Raw genomic sequence first — 14457 nt, 5'->3', positions numbered from 1 at the left:
GTGTCCGGCTGGGCGCCCTAGCTGTTGGGGACCGTGTCCTCGAAGGTGGTGCCGGCGGTGCGGTACGCGTTGATCTTCGCGGTGACCTGGGCCGGGGTCAGGACCTGGTCCTTGACGTGCAGGACGTAGTCGATCTGCTCGTCGTAGGCGCGCGGGGTGGTGCTGGTCTGGCCCGCGAGGTCGATGAGCCACTGGTTGAAGTTGATCGACATGGGACGCTCGGGCAGGTAGGCGGCGTCGTGGGTGCCGAAGAGCTGTCCGTCGACGTAGTACTTGATGCTGCTGTTGTCGATGGTGAGCACCAGGTCGTGCCAGCCCGCGTGGCTCTGCCGGGACTCGGTGTGCTGGTTGACGGCCTGCCACGGGTCGGGGTTGTAGGTCTCCCAGGACGTCGTGTACAGGATGTTGGAGGGCTCTCCCCAGCCGCCGTTGGGCAGGTACTCGAAGTCGTACTCCGCGTAGTCGTCGGCCATGGGCGCCTTGAGGTCGTTGATGGTGAAGAACGTCTGGACGAGGCGGTCGCCGTCGGGGCCGGAGACGGGCGCGTCGGAGAACTTCACGCGGGCGGCGTACGTGCCGTTCTTGAACTTCGTCGCCTTGGTGAGGACTTCGGTGTGCTTGGTGCTCGCGGCCGTTCCCGCGGTCGAGGTCCGCAGGTTCATCACGGCGCCGGCGCCGGAGCCGGCGAAGGTCACGTTCTCGGGGGCCCAGGTGGCGCCGGGCACCCCGGGGCCACCGGAGTTGGACCGGACGCTCCAGCCGTTCGCGGAGATCCTCGGGTCGCTGGAGCTGGTGTAGTTGAAGTCGTCGAAGAGGCTCTGTCCGCCGGCCGGGGGGTCCGTGGGCGGGTCGGTGGGGGGATCGGTCGGGTCGTTGCCCTCGGGGGCGGTGCCCCACACCGTGCTGCCGGAGACCTGGGCGGTGACCTTCGGCCAGTCGGCGTACGTGGTGCGGGAAGGGCTGAAGGAGTAGTCGTCGCTCTGGTTGAGCGGCTGCCAGTCCGTGCGGTGGAAGCGCAGTTGCATGTCCCCGGTGTCGGAGCCGGGGGCGAGGCTGCCGGCTCCGGCGGTGAAGCCGATGTCGAGGTAGCGGTCGGCGGTGGCCGTGGGACGGGCGAGGGTGCCGAAGGTGCCGGTGATGTTGGCGCAGCCCTTGACCGCCCAGGAGCAGGCGAAGCGGTACGCGGCGCCGGCCGAGTCGGCCTTGAAGTAGTAGCGCACCTTCACGCCGGAGAGCTGGACGGGGACGGTGCCGGTGTTCTTGACCTTGAGCCAGGGTTCGGACTGGTCCGCCGTGGCGGAGCCGGCGCTGGTGCGGTACTGGACGGTGACGGCTTCGCCGGCGGCGCTGGCCGTGCCGGTCAGGGCGGCGAGGCCGGTGGTTCCGGTGGCCATGGCCACGGCGGCGGCCGCGGCGATGCGCCATCTGTGCGGAGCGGTGGGCCGGTGCATGCTGGTTCCTTCCGGATGAGATGTGGTCGTCCTGCTTCCCCGGGCCGGGCAGGCAGGGCTGTGCCGTGCAGTGGTGCGACTCAGGGGTGGCGATTGACCTTCAGAACGTCGAGGCGTGCGGTGTGCCCCTCCATGCGGGAGCTGAAGTCGGTCCAGGTGCTGGGGCCGCTCCAACCGCCGTCGGCCAGGGCGCACAGGCGGGGGTAGGTCAGGTACTCGATGCGGGCGGGTGTCGCGGCGTACTCGGTCCACAGATGGGCTTGGGTGCCGAGGACATGGGCGGCCGTCCGAGGAGGCGCTGTCTCGGGTAAGGGGTCGTGGCCGTGGACGTCCCGCAGGCCTACGACCCCGCCCGGCTGCCCGGGCGGCTCGTCGGGGTCGGCGCTCTGGGGGTAGTCGAGGTAGGTGGCGCGGTAGTAGGAGTTGATCACGTCGTGACCTCGTCGGGCCGCGTTCAGGGCGTGTGCGGGGTCGCGCCAGGCCATCACGGTGAACCCGTCGGGCAGTTCGGTGCCGGTCTCCGCCCAGCCGACCGGGCGCCGTCCTTGTCGGGTCAGGAAGGTGCCGATGCGGTCGAGGAACCATCCGTGCAGGGCTGCGGGGTTCCTCAGCCCCTCGATCCGGGCTCGGGTTCGGGCCGCCGGGCTCTGTTCCCATTCGGTGGTGGGGCATTCGTCGCCGCCGATGTGGAGGTAGGGCGAGGGGAAGACGTCCATGACCTCCTCCAGCACGGTCCGGCAGAAGTCGAAGACCTCCTCGTGCACCCCGAAGGTGGTCTCGCACACCCCCCACCTGGTCCAGACGTCCAGGGTTCGCTCCGGCTGGTTGCCCAGGTGCGGGTAGGCGGCCAGTGCGGCCCGGACATGGCCGGGCATCTCGATCTCGGGCATCACGGAGATGCCGCGCGCCGCCGCGTGATCGACGAGACGGGCGAGTTCCGCCCGTGTGTAGGCGCCGCTGTGCGGTGTGCCGTCGTAGCGGTCGCCGTTCGGTCCGATCGAGGACTGGCGGCGGTGGCCTCCGATCTCGGTGAGCTTGGGGTAGGCCGAGACGGGCATCCGCCAGCCCTGGTCGTCGGTCAGGTGCAGGTGAAAGACGTTCATCTTGTGCAGGGCGAGCAGGTCGACGTAGCGCAGCAGGTAGGACAGGGGCTGGAAGTGGCGGGCCACGTCGAGCATGGCCCCGCGCCAGGGCAGTCGGGGGATGTCGGTGATGTCGGCGCAGGGCACGGTCCAGCGCACGCCCGGCTGGGGTGAGGCCGCCAGGGCTTCTGCGGGCAGCAGTTGGCGGATGGTCTGCACGCCCCGCAGGAGTCCGGTGACGTCCCGGGCGCGCAGGAGCAGGGAGTGCGGCCCGATCGTCAGCCCGTACCCCTCGTTGCCGAGTCCCGTCAGGGCGGTGTCGAGGGCGAGGACGACGGGACCGTCGGCGGCGGGGGTGAGCGGCAGTCCGGTGGCGGGTGCGAGGAGGGTGCGCAGGAGGTCGGCGGCGGGTTCGGCGCCGTCGGTGATGCGCAGGCGGGTGTCGGCGTCGAAGGTGAAGTGACCGGGTTTGATGCGCGCCTTGGTGGGGCGGGGGATGAGCGAGGTCCGCGGCAGGGACGAGGGCACGGCAGTCTCCGGAAGGGTCGCGTCTGAGTGGGAGCGCGGAAGGCTCAGCCCTTGACGGCACCGGCGGCGAAGCCGGAGGTCACATGGCGTTGGAGGAGGAGGAAGACGGCGAGGGCGGGGAGCGCGAAGAGGGTGGAGGCCGCCATGGTGGCGCCCCAGTCCGTGCCGAAGACGTTCTGGAACGACGACAGCCAGACCGGCAGGGTGCGGCTGTCCTGCTGCTTGATGATCAGGAAGTTGGCGTAGGCGAATTCGTTCCAGGCGGTGATGTAGCCGAACAGGGAGGTGGCCATCAGGCCGGGGGCGAGGAGCGGGAAGGTGATGTGGCGGAAGGCGTGCCGGCGCGTGCAGCCGTCGACCTGTGCCGCCTCCTCCAGCTCGGGTGGGATGGCGGCGATGAATCCGCGCAGCACCACGATGGTGAACGGCAGCGTCATCATGAAGTACACGAGGGTCAGGGTGGGCAGGCGGTCGAGCATGCCGGTGTCCCGGGAGATGATGTACACGGGGATGATCAGCGCTTCCCACGGTGCCATCTGGGCGATGAACACCAGCAGCATGAACTGCCGTCTGCCGCGCCAGCGCATGCGGGCCACGGCGAACGACGCACCGAGCGCGACGACCAGGGCGAGCAGGACGGCGCTCGCGGTCACGAGGATGCTGTTGCGCCAGAACAGGGCGAATCCGTCCGCGTCGACCGCGGTGCGGAAGTGCTCCAGTGTCCAGGTGCGGGGCAGGAGTCGAGGGGCGTCGGACTGGATGTCCCGGTTGGGTTTGAACGCGGTGGTGATCATCCAGTAGACGGGGAAGAGGCAGACGGCGATCGTCAGACCGGCGGCCGAGTTCAGGAGGACGCGCCGGCGGGGATGGTGACGCGCCGTTCGCCCGAGGCCCATGGGGCTTCGCAGGTTCACAGGGTTTCGCGGGCTCACAGGGCTTCGCCCTCCTGGCGGAACATCTGGCGGAAGTAGAGGACGAGCACACCGGCCATCAGCAGGACGGTGACCATCGAGGCCGCGGAACCGAGGTCGTAGCGCTGGCTCGACAGGGCGGTCTGGACGGCGTAGACGGGCAGGATGGTGGTGGCGTCTCCTGGTCCGCCGTTCGTCATCACCCAGATCTGCACGAACGCCTTGAAGGTCCAGATGACCTCCAGGGAGAGGACCAGCATGAAGATCGGCCGGATCATGGGCAGAGTGATGGCCCGGAAGATGCGGCCGGCCGAGGCGCCGTCGAGGCGGGCCGACTCGTACAGTTCCGCGGGGACGGTGGTCAGGGCCGAGTAGAGGGTGATGGCGGCGAACGGCACCGACTGCCAGACGATCAGCAGGACGAGGATGGTGAAGGCGGCCGGGCCGTGGGCGAACCAGGGGTAGCGGTCGAACGAGGCGAAGCCGAGTTGGTGGAGAGCCCAGTTGACGATGCCGAACTCGGAGTGGAACAGCCACTGGAAGACGGTGGTGGCGGCGATGACGGGCATCGCCCAGGCCAGCACGAGTGCGCTGAGCACGGCCGTTCGCCACAGGCGGCCCAGCCGCTCGATGAGCAGCGCGACCAGGGTGGCGATCAGCATGATCAGGACGACGTTCACGGCCATGAAGGCGAAGGTGCGGCGTACGACCTGCCAGAAGCGCTCGTCCGTCAACAGCGTCTCGTAGTTGCGCAGTCCCACGAAATCGGCGTCGCCCCGGATGAGTTGACGTAGCTGGAAGTCCTGGAGGGATATCAGCACGGCGCGGGCCAGGGGGTACAGCAGGAGGTAGAGCATGCCCAGGATCGTGGGGGCGGCCAGCAGGTAGGGCCATACGCCTGCGTGGCCGGGCCGTCGTGCGCTGCCGCGCTTCGGTTTCGCGGAGGGCCGCGAAGGCGGGCGTGGCCGGGTGGGTGGCGCACTGGACTCGCGGATGACCGACACGGTGTCGTCTCCTCGGGTGTCGTCTCACCGGGGTGGGCGGCCGTCCGCCGCGCCAGGTGGCGTGGCATGCCGGCCGGTCGTGGATCAGGAGTCGTTCATGGCGGCGGTGATCGACGCGGAGGCCCGTGCTGCTTCCGTCGGTGCGTCGGCGCCGGTGAGGACCGCGGTCATGTAGTCCTTGATGGGGTTCTTGGCTTCGACGGCCGCCCAGCCGGGGGTGTTGGGTGTCGCCCTGCCGACGGCGGCGCCCGCCGCCATGGCCGAGGCGCCGGGGTCGGAGGCGACCGCGTCGGCCAGGGTCGTCTTGTTCGGCACATAGCTCATCGCAGCGGCGAGCTTGCGCTGCCAGGCGTCACCGGTGAGTTCCTTGATGAAGGTGAAGGCGGCGTCCTGCTTGCCCGAGGCCGCCGGGATGACGAGGTCGGAGCCGCCGATGAACACCGAGCCGGGGCGTTCGGCGGTCTTGCCCGGGATGGGGAAGAAGCCGAGCTTGCCCTTGAGTTCGGGGTTGTTCTCGGTGACCACGTTGGCTCCGCCGGGAGTGGAGATGATCTGGGCCACCTGCCCCTTGGCCATGACCTCGGCCTGCGGAGGCTCCGCCTCGTCGGAGTCCTTGGGGCCTTTGCCGAGGGCCTGGAGCTTCTTGTAGAAGTCCATGCCGCGCAGCGCCTGCGGGGTGTCCAGTGCGCCCTTCCAGGTTTCGCCGGACCGAGTGGCGAGGTCGCCGCCCTCGTCCCAGATGAACCCGGCCAGGGCGTACCACATCTGGCCCGGCAGGTAGATGCCCTGTGTGCCAGCGGTGTCGAGCTTCTCGGTGGCGGCGATCCACTGGTCGCGGGTCTTGATCGAGGCGGCATCGATGCCGGCCTTCTCGAACAGATCGGTGCGGTAGATCACGACGCGGTTGGCGGCGTAGTACGGGATGCCGTACTGCTTGCCCTCGAACGCTCCGGGCTCGGCCAGGCCCTTGAGCCAGTCTCCGCCGCCGAGTTCGTCGGTCCTGTCGCTGAGGTCGAGCAGGCCGCCGCTCTGTGCGTACTGGGCGACCTGGGTGTTGCCCGTCTCGATGACGTCCGGAGCGTCGTTGCTGGCGAGGGCGGCCGTGACCTTCTCTCCGATGCCGTCCCACTCCTGGATCTGGACCTTCACGTCGATGTCCGGGTGGGCGGCCTCGAAGCCTGCGACGAACTCCTTCTGGAACTGCGCAGAGATGCTGTCGCGCATGAGCCAGACGTCGATCGTCGTGGCGCCGTCGGCGGAGTCACCGGACGATCCGGAGCCGTCGCCGCAGGCGCTGACGCCTGAGACGATCACCAGTGCGGACAGGCCTGCAAGCATGCGGAGCTTCACAGTTCACCTCTGGAGGGAAGGCGCCAAGGAACCTGACCAGTTGAGTCACTGGACAGGTGACCTCTCGTTGGTCGATGAAAATGGCATAGACCATTTGAGGCGTCAATCCCCCGCGGTAGCCTCAGTTTTGGCCACCGCGTCCCCACGCCGAATGACAGACGGGCGAACCCCGCGCTTGACCAGCGGGCGATCAGTGGTAAACAGTCCACACAACTGGTCGAGCAACATTCGCGTAGCGGCGGGGCGGGAGCGGGCGGCATGAACGCTGGCGAGTCGGGGTCGGTGCTCAAGCGGGAGCGGGTCCGGGACCACATCCTTCAGCTCATCGAGTCACTGCACCCCGGAGACGCCATCCCCTCCGAACGGTCCCTGTGCGCCACGCTCGAGGTCTCCCGCCCGACCCTGCGAGCGGCCGTGGACGAACTCGTGGCGGCCGGGCTCCTGGTGCGCGAGCACGGGCGGGGCATGTTCGTGGCTCCCGAGAAGATCACCCAGGAACTCGTCTCGGACTCCCACGGCATGGTCCTGCCGCAGGCGTCCGGCGCGTGGTCGAGCCGCCTGCTGGAGTTCGCCACCATCTCGGCCGGCGCCCGCGTGGGCCGCAAACTGCACCTGTCTCCGGCCGCCGACGTCGTCTACGCGGCCCGTTTGCGACTCGTCGACGGCGCTCCGATGGCCATCGAGCACCTGCACATCCCGGCGGCACTGGTACCCGCGCTCACCGCGCGGGAGCTGGAGACGGGCGACCTGTACGAGCATCTGCGTGAGCGGCACCGGGTGCAGGTCAGCGAAGCGACACAGACGATCGAGCCAACGGTCGTCAGCCAGGCGGAGGCGAGACTCCTGGGCGTGCCCGAACTGTCTCCCGCGCTGCTCTTCGAACGCCACACCAGCGACACGCACGGCCGGCCCGTGGAGTACGTCCACTCGATCTACCGGGGCGACCGCTATCGCATCGTCTCCCGGCTCCGCCTGAACTCGTCGAGCGCCCGGGCCACCACGCCCCCGGCGGGGGTCACCCCGGGCATGGCACCCGGGGCGACCGCTCAGTGGGAGCCCAGTCCCCCCACCGGCTCGGGGGTGTCCGGAGCGGAAGCCGGGAAGGCCGGCGGGCCGGCGTCACGCGTGCCGTAGAAGATCGGCGGTTCGGCGACCGTTGCCCCGCTGAGGGCGGGTCGTCGACCTCAGGTCACCGGTCCCGCGCTCGGCGGCGCGGGGTCGTAGGCGGCGCCCCGGGTGATGTCCCGCAGGTGGAGCGCGGCGGTGGGCAGGTCCCGGTGGCTGGTGTACAGGGCGTTGACGCCGAAGCGCAGCAGGTCGGGCGCGCGCATGTCGGCGATGACGCCGTGCTCGGCGAGGGCGGCGACCAGGCCGCGGGCGTGGGGGTGGCGGAGTGTGACCTGGCTGCCGCGCCGACCGGGATCGGCCGGGGTGACGGAGGTGAAGCCCAGGGAGGTCAGGAGTTCGTCCGCGCAGCGCAGGAAGAAGCCCGTCAGGGACAAGCTCTTCGCGCGGACCCGGGTCAGGTCGACGCCGTCGAATGCGGTGAGGGCCGCTTCGAGGGCGAGCAGGGACAGGATCGGCGGCGTACCGATGCGGGCGCGGGCGATGCCGGGGGCGGGCGCGTACTCCCGGGCCAGCCCGAACGGGTCGGCGTGGCCGGTCCAGCCCGGCAAGGGCGTCTTCAGGTCGGCGTGATGGCGCTGCGCCACGTACAGGAAGGCGGGGCGCCGGGGCCGCCTGAGAGGAACTTGTAGCCGCAGCCGACGGCCAGGTCGACGCCGAGGGCGTCGACGTCGAGGGGCAGGGCGCCGGCCGCGTGGCACAGGTCCCACAGCGCGAGGGCCCCTGCGTCGTGGGCGGCCCGGGTCAGCGCCCGCATGTCGTCCAGCTCGCCGGTGCGGAAGTCGACGGGCGCGTAGCTGACGACGGCGACCCGGTGGCCCTCGGCGGCGAGGAAGCGCGGTCCGCCGGTGGCACGCGCCGCACCCGCAGACCCCGGCGACGGGCGACCGCGTCCGCCAGGTAGCGGCCGGCGGGGAAGTGCCCGGGGTCGGTGACCAGCAGCGGGCGGTCCGGGCGGAGCGCGGCGGCGGCGTCGAGCACGGTGAACAGCTGCACGCTGGTGGAGTCGCCCGCGACCGTCTGCCCGGGCGCGGCCCCGATGAGCGCGCCGATGGCGTTCCCGACCCGCACTGCGGGTGTGCCCGTCCGGGGACGGCCTGCGCGTCTGCCTGCGCGCGGCCCCGACAGACGCCGTGCACGTGCGGGTGGTGCGCGTCGGGACGGGGGTGTTCAGCTACGTCGTCGGCCGGGCCGGCGCCCGCGGCTGACCGCGCGCTGCCCGTCCCCGGTGCAGCACCGGGGACGGGCAGCCGGTCGTTCCGAGGTCAGCGTTCCGACGTGCCGCCGTCCCGGTAGGAGCGCCGCGCCGCGTCGGCGGCCTTGTCGGTGTGGGCGTCGTACTTGTCGCCCGTCCGCTCGTCGACCACTCGCTCGGCGCCCGCGACGCCCTTGTCGGCCTTGTCGGGGTGGCCCTTGGCCATCTGCTTGGCCTTGTTCATCATGTCGCCCAGCTTGCCCATGGGATACCTCCCGGGAGTGCACGTGCGTCGTACACCGCCGCAGGTACCCCTCCGGCCGCGCGCGAATCACCGGGCGGCTCACCACCGCCCCGTTCCTCATCCCCGGTCGCCCACCCGTGCGGCCATGTTCCCCGCCGGGTGCCGGTTGTCGTGGATGAGCTGGTGGGCGAGGCCGATCTCGTCGAAATCGAAGGTCCGGGACAGGCAGCGGTCGATGATTCCCTGGTCGATGAGACGGGTGACCTCCCGTGCCTCGCGGGCGGTGGCGACGTGCGAGCCCTGCAGGCGCTTCTGCCGCATCCACAAGAAGCGCAGGTCGACGTCGCCGTTGTAGCCGGTGGTGCCGCCGCACAGGACGACCATGCCGCCGTTGTCGCACAGGTACAGGGACGTGGGGATGGTGTCGGCGCCGGAGTGCTCGAGCACGATGCGCGGGCTGCGACGCTCGCCCAGCACCTCCCAGAAGCTCCGCCCGAAGGCGCGGGCACCCGACAGCCAGCGGTCCATCGCCGCTTGGTCGGAGGTGTCCGGCAGCCGTCCCCAGTGGTCGAACCGCCGCCGGTCGATCCAGCCCTCGGCGCCCAGCTTGAGGCAGAACTCGCCGCGTTCCTCGCTGGAGACGACCGCGACGGGGATGCCGCCGACGTGCCGGACGAGCTGGATGGCGATGCAGCCGAGGCCGCCGGCGCCGCCCCAGATCAGCACCGGGTCGCCGGGGCGCACGGTGTGCGGGGGCCGGCCGAAGAGCTGGCGGTAGGCGGTGGCCGCGGTCGCCATGTAGCAGGCGGCCTCGGACCAGGACAGCCGGGCGGGCTTGGGGTGGCACATGTAGTCGTCGACGACCGCGAACTGGGGCGAAGGAGCCGTGGTTCTCCGCGTAGCCCCACACCCGTTGGCTGGTGGACCAGGTGGGGTCGCCGCCGAGGCGGATGTCCTCGGCCTTCTCGTCCCAGCGGTTGGCGAGGACGACGACCTCGTCGCCGAGCTTCACCCCGCGCACGTCCTCGCCGACCGCCCACACGATCCCGGACAGGTCGGAGCCGCCGATGTGGAAGTCCTCGGTGGCGCCCGCCTTCTGCCGGGCGGCGATCACGTCGAGCGGCGAACCGAGCGCCGCCCAGACGTTGTTGTAGTTGATGCCGGCGGCCATCACCTTCACCAGGACCTGTCCGCGCCCCACGGGCGGGACGTCGACCACCTCGGTCCGGAAGGCGTCGAAGGGCTGTCCGTAGCGCTAGGCGTACATCTTCTTCGGGGCGGTGCCGATCTCGGGCGCGTCACCGAGTTCGTGGAGGTCCTGGGTCGCTCTCACGCTGGATCTCCTCAACGCGTGCTCAAGGGTGCTCAAGGGGAAGGGGTTCAGCCGCCGAGGCCGCGCAGGGCCGTGGCGACCGCCTCGCCGATGCGGGCGATCGGCTCGGGTTCGGTCATCGCCCACGCTGCTCGAATTCAGGTCAGTGGCGCGTCCGCCGCTCAGCGCCGTGAAGGTATCCGCCAGACCCGACGGGCGGCCTACCTAGACCTCATCGACCACGCCCAGGCCGTCGCTGACGGACTTCGAGGGGTCAGCGGTCTCTCAACCACCGAGTACGAAGGTGCTTTGGCCGCTCACCGCGACCGGCATCAGCGACTGCGCCTGGCGGTGACGCTGATCGATCTGGAAGGCCCTTCCACAGTCCAAGTCGCCGCATCGAACCTGCTGATCATGTCGGGCACGCTCAGCACAGCCCTGGCGGCCGCGGCCGAGAATGCCGGCAGGGAGAACCGTCGTGAGTTTCAAGAGACCTTGCGCTCTTACATACGGCTGATCAGGCCCTTCGTCGACGCAGCCGCCGCCGCACTGGACGAGACGTAGGCGCAACAAGCTGAGTGACGTCGGCGAGGGCGCGCAGTCTGTCGCCTCCCCCGTCGGCGGGCCGCATTCGGGGCGCCCAGGACGGGGGCCCAGTCCGTAGGGGGCTGAGCGCGCAGACGGGCCCGCCGCGTCAGCTCGGCCTCCCGGATCAGCGTGCCCGTGTGCCGCTCGTGGCGTCGCAGCCCAGTACCAGCCCGAAAAGGTGCCGGCCAGGTGGTGCGAAAGTGGCCGGTTTCAAGCGACTGGACGAGCCCTGTCGCAGGGGCGTTCGGTCACGGCGGGAGTACGAGGTCCACGGCACCTCTGAGGCCGTGGTCGGTGCGGTCCGCCGAGTCGCTCTCCGCGCCCGGTACGCCGCTGCTGGGCCGCTGGGACCGATCGGGCCGCTTTCATCCAGGTCGGTCGGAGCGATTGCCTTGCGTACGACCGGACCATACTAGGTAGACTGACCTACCTAGTAACGGAGAGGGCATGCGATGAGCGAGACCGGAACTGCGGCAACGCGTCCCAGGCGGCGGGGGGCCGCGCGGGAGCGGCTGCTCGCTGCCGCGGCGCGCCGCTTCTACGCGGACGGGGTCGCGGCGACGGGGATCGACACGATCACCGCCGAGGCGGGCGTGGCGAAGATGAGCCTGTACAACAACTTCTCCTCCAAGTCGGACCTGGTGATGGCCTACCTCGACGCGCGGCACGAGGAGTGGCTGGGCCTGTACCGGCGGCGGCTGGCGGAGACCTCGGACGGTCGCGGTCGCGTGCTGGCGGTCTTCGACGCGTACGCCGATCACGCCGCCTTCGCCTACGAGCGCGGCTTCCGGGGGTGCGGACTGCTGAACGCGGCCGCCGAGCTGCCCGCCGGGGACGAGGGGCGGGACGTGGTGCGCCGGCACAAGGAGGAGGTCGAGTCACTGCTCGCCGGGCATCTTGCGGAGCTGCTGCCCGACCGGCCCGAGGAAGCGCGTGCCATGGCGGAACACCTGTCCTTCCTGCTGGAAGGCTCGATGGCACGCGCCGGCCTGGAGGGCGCGGGCACGCGTGTGGAGCACGCCCGGGCGATGGCGGCCGACCTGCTGGACAGGCTGTGACGCGGCCCGCCGCGCGTGCGGCCGGCTCGACGGGTGTGGGCGCGATGTGCGTGCTGGTGGCGTCAGTGCTGTGGGGCACCACGGGCACCGCCGCCACCTTCGCCCCGTCGGTGGGACCGCTCGCGATCGGAGCCGCCGCCATGGGCCTGGGCGGACTGCTCCAGGCCCTCATCGCCGCCCCCCGCATCCGTCGGGAAGCCCCACGGCTGCGAGCGCACAAGGGTGTGGTGCTCCTCGGTGCGCTGTCGGTGGGGGCCTACCCTCTGGCGTTCTACAGCTCCATGCACCTGGCCGGGGTCGCCGCGGGCACCGTGGTGTCGATCGGCTCGGCCCCGCTCGCTTCGGCCCTGATCGAGCGCGTCGTCGACGGGCGCCGCCTCACGCGCCGCTGGATGGCCGGCGCCGCTCTGGGCCTGTCGGGGACGGTGCTGCTGTGCGCGGCCGAAGCCGCCGGCTCCCACTCCGGCCCGGGAATGCGCTCCGCGAGCGAGACCGTGCTCGGCGTGGGGCTCGGCCTGATCGCCGGGCTCACCTACGCCCTGTACTCCTGGGCCGCCCACCGCCTGATCAGCCGCGGCATCACCTCCGGCGCGGCCATGGGAACCGTCTTCGGGACAGGCGGGCTGCTTCTGATGCCGGTGCTGCTCGCGACCGGAGCCCCGCTCCTGGCCTCCTGGTCCAACGCGGCCGTCGGCGCCTACATGGCTCTGGTGCCCATGTTCGCCGGCTACGTCCTGTTCGGATGGGGGCTGGCGCACGTGCCGGCGAGCACCGCGACCACGCTCTCGCTGCTGGAACCCGCCGTCGCCGCCGTCCTGGCCGTCCTCGTCGTCGGCGAGCGACTGCCACTGCCGGGGTGGGCCGGCATCGCCCTGGTCGGCGGCTGCCTCGCCGTACTCACCACGCCGACCCGCAGGCCCCGGGCGACCACCACGGGGCCGGCCGCCACCACCCCGAAGGACGCCGCCCTCGCAGGGCACACCGGGGCTCCATGATCCCAGGTGACAGTGGGTTCACCGCCTCGGTAGAAGCGGCTCCGCCAGAAGCGCACCCGCCGCTCGTTCGGCCGTCCGGGAAGCTCTCGAGCCGTCACGGCTGCCCCCCCGCGCCGCTCGTCGGCGCGGTGGTCGTCACGTGTCCGTGCCGTCCGCGCCGACCCGTCCGCCCTCCACCTGTCCGGTGAGCCGGGTCGCGAGGCGGTAGGCGACGGTGACGTCCTGGTACTCCTCTTCGGCGACGACCCTGTCGGGAAGGCGGGTCCGGTGGCTGTGGCTGGTCGAATCCCGCTCCCCCGCGCCGGGGAAGCCGACGGCTGTCCGGGGTCGTTCCGCGAAACGGAGACGATCGGCGCGAACCGTCGACCGGAACGAGATGTCCCACGCCGGACTCTGCACCCCGGCGCCCCCCGTTCAGGGTGGCTCTTCCCGCTCCTCCGGCTCCTCGGCGGTACGGCGGCGACTGGGCCTCGGTCGCACCCTGCCGTCCTCGCCGCGCACGCGGCGGGTGCGGGTGCCGCCCTGACCGGCCCGGCGCCGCTCCCCCTCCGCCGGCCTGCGCGTCGTACTCCGTCCGGCCGACTCGGTTCGACGCGCGGTCTCGCCTGCTGTGTCGAGGGCGTCTTCAGCGGCGTGGCCAGCCTTGCGTACCGTTTCGCCCGCCGCTTCCGTCACGCCCGCTGCGCCCTCGACCACGCTTCCGGTGGCGTCGCCGACGCCCTTGCCGACCTCTCCGACCGCGTGGCCGGCCTCACCGCCGACGTCCTCCACCGCGCGCCCGGCGCCGCGGCCCACGTCCCTGACGGCCCTTCCGGCCCCATGGCCGACGTCCTTCGCCACGGAACCGACGCCGCGACCCACGTCCTGCACGGCGGAACCGGCGCCCCGGCCGACGTCCTGGACGGCCCTCCCGGCGCCCGTGCCCAGCTCGCCGATCGCGTCGCGGGCTCCGCCGCCGACGTCCTGCACGGCTGACCCGACGCCCCGTGCCAGCTCGTGCAGGATCTCAGGGTTGCGATCGAGCGTGCTGAGCACCCGGTCGATGATCCTCGCGACATTGTCGAGACGTACTTTGAGCTGCGCCTGCGCTTCCACACCCGAGATGCCCAGGTGCACCCGGCCGAGCGTGACGTCGGCGCCGACATTCAGCTTCAGCAGGTCCAGCACCTCGGCCTGCAGTGAGACACGTGCCCGCAGGTCCTCGACGTCCAGGTCGATCTCGTCGACCTTGAGCACCGGAACATCGAGATAGACGTCGGGGTTCGCGTCGGCGGCAGCAGGATCAGCCTGCCCATGGCCTTCGTACTCTTCCCACTCTTCGACGAACTCCGGCTCCTCGTCGTACGGCTCCGGCTCGGTGTACGCGCCGGTGTCCTCGGCGTCGTGTTCGCCGTCGAACCGCTCACGCTCCTCAAGGGATCCGTCGTCGTTCCCGGCGTTGCCGTGCATCACCGCGCCTCCGCGAATGTGGACGTTTCGTCCATTCTGAGCCAATACGGTGACCAGTGCGCGGTCAGTATGCTCACCAGGCGGGCTCCGGCCGTCCGGCGGCTCACCTGTTCCAGCCGTGGAACGGTGAGTGATCGCCGGTTTCGGGCGGGCACGGCGTGCTCA

The 14457-nt window shown here is 71.0% G+C and carries 15 protein-coding genes and 1 pseudogene; 4 read left to right on the top strand and 12 right to left on the bottom strand.

The features are described 5' to 3' along the window. Positions 1-17 precede the first annotated feature (17 nt). The 5 genes from ACIHAR_RS01885 to ACIHAR_RS01865 all read right to left on the bottom strand — a co-directional run bounded on the left by ACIHAR_RS01885 (position 18) and on the right by ACIHAR_RS01865 (position 6314). Complete coding sequence (locus ACIHAR_RS01885; protein WP_365465763.1) at positions 18-1451, bottom strand: cellulose binding domain-containing protein; 1434 nt, start codon at positions 1449-1451, stop codon at positions 18-20. 80 nt (positions 1452-1531) lie between these two features. Next, a complete protein-coding gene (locus ACIHAR_RS01880; protein ID WP_400015936.1) occupies positions 1532-3061 on the bottom strand; it encodes a beta-N-acetylhexosaminidase in 1530 nt (509 codons plus the stop codon). Positions 3062-3105: 44 nt separating this feature from the next. After that, complete coding sequence (locus ACIHAR_RS01875) at positions 3106-3957, bottom strand: carbohydrate ABC transporter permease (protein WP_400015934.1); 852 nt, start codon at positions 3955-3957, stop codon at positions 3106-3108. Positions 3958-3989: 32 nt separating this feature from the next. Continuing rightward, a complete protein-coding gene (locus tag ACIHAR_RS01870) occupies positions 3990-4976 on the bottom strand; it encodes a carbohydrate ABC transporter permease (RefSeq protein ID WP_400015931.1) in 987 nt (328 codons plus the stop codon). Between the two features lie 84 nt (positions 4977-5060). After that, a complete protein-coding gene (locus ACIHAR_RS01865) occupies positions 5061-6314 on the bottom strand; it encodes an extracellular solute-binding protein (protein ID WP_400015930.1) in 1254 nt (417 codons plus the stop codon). A gap of 270 nt (positions 6315-6584) precedes the next feature. Between ACIHAR_RS01865 and ACIHAR_RS01860 the strand changes: the two genes are divergently transcribed. Next, positions 6585-7460, top strand: a complete 876-nt coding sequence (locus ACIHAR_RS01860) for a GntR family transcriptional regulator (RefSeq protein ID WP_365465773.1) — start codon at positions 6585-6587, stop codon at positions 7458-7460. A 50-nt stretch (positions 7461-7510) separates the two neighbouring features. On the opposite strand, the gene ACIHAR_RS01855 is transcribed toward ACIHAR_RS01860, so the two are convergent. The 5 genes and pseudogenes from ACIHAR_RS01855 to ccrA all read right to left on the bottom strand — a co-directional run bounded on the left by ACIHAR_RS01855 (position 7511) and on the right by ccrA (position 10223). Next, positions 7511-8038, bottom strand: coding sequence for a hypothetical protein (locus ACIHAR_RS01855; protein ID WP_400015928.1), 528 nt, complete (start codon positions 8036-8038; stop codon positions 7511-7513). Next, positions 8011-8208 (bottom strand): aminotransferase class V-fold PLP-dependent enzyme, encoded by a 198-nt coding sequence (locus ACIHAR_RS01850; RefSeq protein ID WP_400015926.1) that lies wholly within the window; start codon positions 8206-8208, stop codon positions 8011-8013. Before ACIHAR_RS01850 ends, ACIHAR_RS01855 begins: the two co-directional genes overlap by 28 nt. Further along, complete coding sequence (locus tag ACIHAR_RS01845; RefSeq protein WP_400015924.1) at positions 8196-8522, bottom strand: hypothetical protein; 327 nt, start codon at positions 8520-8522, stop codon at positions 8196-8198. The genes ACIHAR_RS01850 and ACIHAR_RS01845 overlap by 13 nt, the downstream gene beginning before the upstream one ends. Positions 8523-8716: 194 nt before the next feature. Then, complete coding sequence (locus ACIHAR_RS01840; protein WP_365465777.1) at positions 8717-8911, bottom strand: antitoxin; 195 nt, start codon at positions 8909-8911, stop codon at positions 8717-8719. A 96-nt stretch (positions 8912-9007) separates the two neighbouring features. Next, positions 9008-10223 (bottom strand): annotated as a pseudogene (gene ccrA, locus ACIHAR_RS01835) (crotonyl-CoA carboxylase/reductase). A gap of 72 nt (positions 10224-10295) precedes the next feature. On the opposite strand from ccrA, the gene ACIHAR_RS01830 reads away from it, so the two are divergent. From ACIHAR_RS01830 to ACIHAR_RS01820, 3 genes are all read left to right on the top strand, one after another. Continuing rightward, positions 10296-10766, top strand: coding sequence for a hypothetical protein (locus ACIHAR_RS01830; RefSeq protein ID WP_400015922.1), 471 nt, complete (start codon positions 10296-10298; stop codon positions 10764-10766). A 476-nt stretch (positions 10767-11242) separates the two neighbouring features. Further along, positions 11243-11848, top strand: coding sequence for a TetR/AcrR family transcriptional regulator (locus ACIHAR_RS01825; RefSeq protein ID WP_400015920.1), 606 nt, complete (start codon positions 11243-11245; stop codon positions 11846-11848). Next, positions 11845-12843 carry a DMT family transporter gene (locus ACIHAR_RS01820; RefSeq protein ID WP_400015918.1) on the top strand — a complete coding sequence of 333 codons (999 nt, stop codon included), beginning with the start codon at positions 11845-11847 and terminating at the stop codon, positions 12841-12843. Before ACIHAR_RS01825 ends, ACIHAR_RS01820 begins: the two co-directional genes overlap by 4 nt. A gap of 135 nt (positions 12844-12978) precedes the next feature. Here ACIHAR_RS01820 and ACIHAR_RS01815 read toward each other — a convergent pair whose 3' ends face one another. Both ACIHAR_RS01815 and ACIHAR_RS01810 read right to left on the bottom strand, forming a co-directional pair. Further along, a complete protein-coding gene (locus ACIHAR_RS01815) occupies positions 12979-13242 on the bottom strand; it encodes a hypothetical protein (protein WP_365465783.1) in 264 nt (87 codons plus the stop codon). 15 nt (positions 13243-13257) lie between these two features. Continuing rightward, entirely contained in the window at positions 13258-14292 is a 1035-nt protein-coding gene (locus ACIHAR_RS01810; protein WP_400015915.1) for a hypothetical protein, read from the bottom strand. Positions 14293-14457: the final 165 nt, after the last annotated feature.

The sequence above is a fragment of the Streptomyces sp. NPDC052016 genome (assembly GCF_044548445.1).
In the GTDB taxonomy this organism is placed as follows: domain Bacteria; phylum Actinomycetota; class Actinomycetes; order Streptomycetales; family Streptomycetaceae; genus Streptomyces.
Note: the sequence above shows the minus strand (reverse complement) of the source record. Positions and strands in the feature narration are given on the sequence as shown.

What these genes read in the sequence shown, in the direction of transcription:
- ACIHAR_RS01885 (WP_365465763.1), bottom strand. Translation starts at nt 1,451, where the DNA reads ATGCACCGGCCCACCGCTCCGCACAGATGGCGCATCGCCGCGGCCGCC.
- ACIHAR_RS01850 (WP_400015926.1), bottom strand. Translation starts at nt 8,208, where the DNA reads ATGCGGGCGCTGACCCGGGCCGCCCACGACGCAGGGGCCCTCGCGCTG.
- ACIHAR_RS01825 (WP_400015920.1), top strand. Translation starts at nt 11,243, where the DNA reads ATGAGCGAGACCGGAACTGCGGCAACGCGTCCCAGGCGGCGGGGGGCC.
- ACIHAR_RS01865 (WP_400015930.1), bottom strand. Translation starts at nt 6,314, where the DNA reads ATGCTTGCAGGCCTGTCCGCACTGGTGATCGTCTCAGGCGTCAGCGCC.
- ACIHAR_RS01810 (WP_400015915.1), bottom strand. Translation starts at nt 14,292, where the DNA reads ATGCACGGCAACGCCGGGAACGACGACGGATCCCTTGAGGAGCGTGAG.
- ACIHAR_RS01875 (WP_400015934.1), bottom strand. Translation starts at nt 3,957, where the DNA reads ATGGGCCTCGGGCGAACGGCGCGTCACCATCCCCGCCGGCGCGTCCTC.
- ACIHAR_RS01840 (WP_365465777.1), bottom strand. Translation starts at nt 8,911, where the DNA reads ATGGGCAAGCTGGGCGACATGATGAACAAGGCCAAGCAGATGGCCAAG.
- ACIHAR_RS01860 (WP_365465773.1), top strand. Translation starts at nt 6,585, where the DNA reads ATGAACGCTGGCGAGTCGGGGTCGGTGCTCAAGCGGGAGCGGGTCCGG.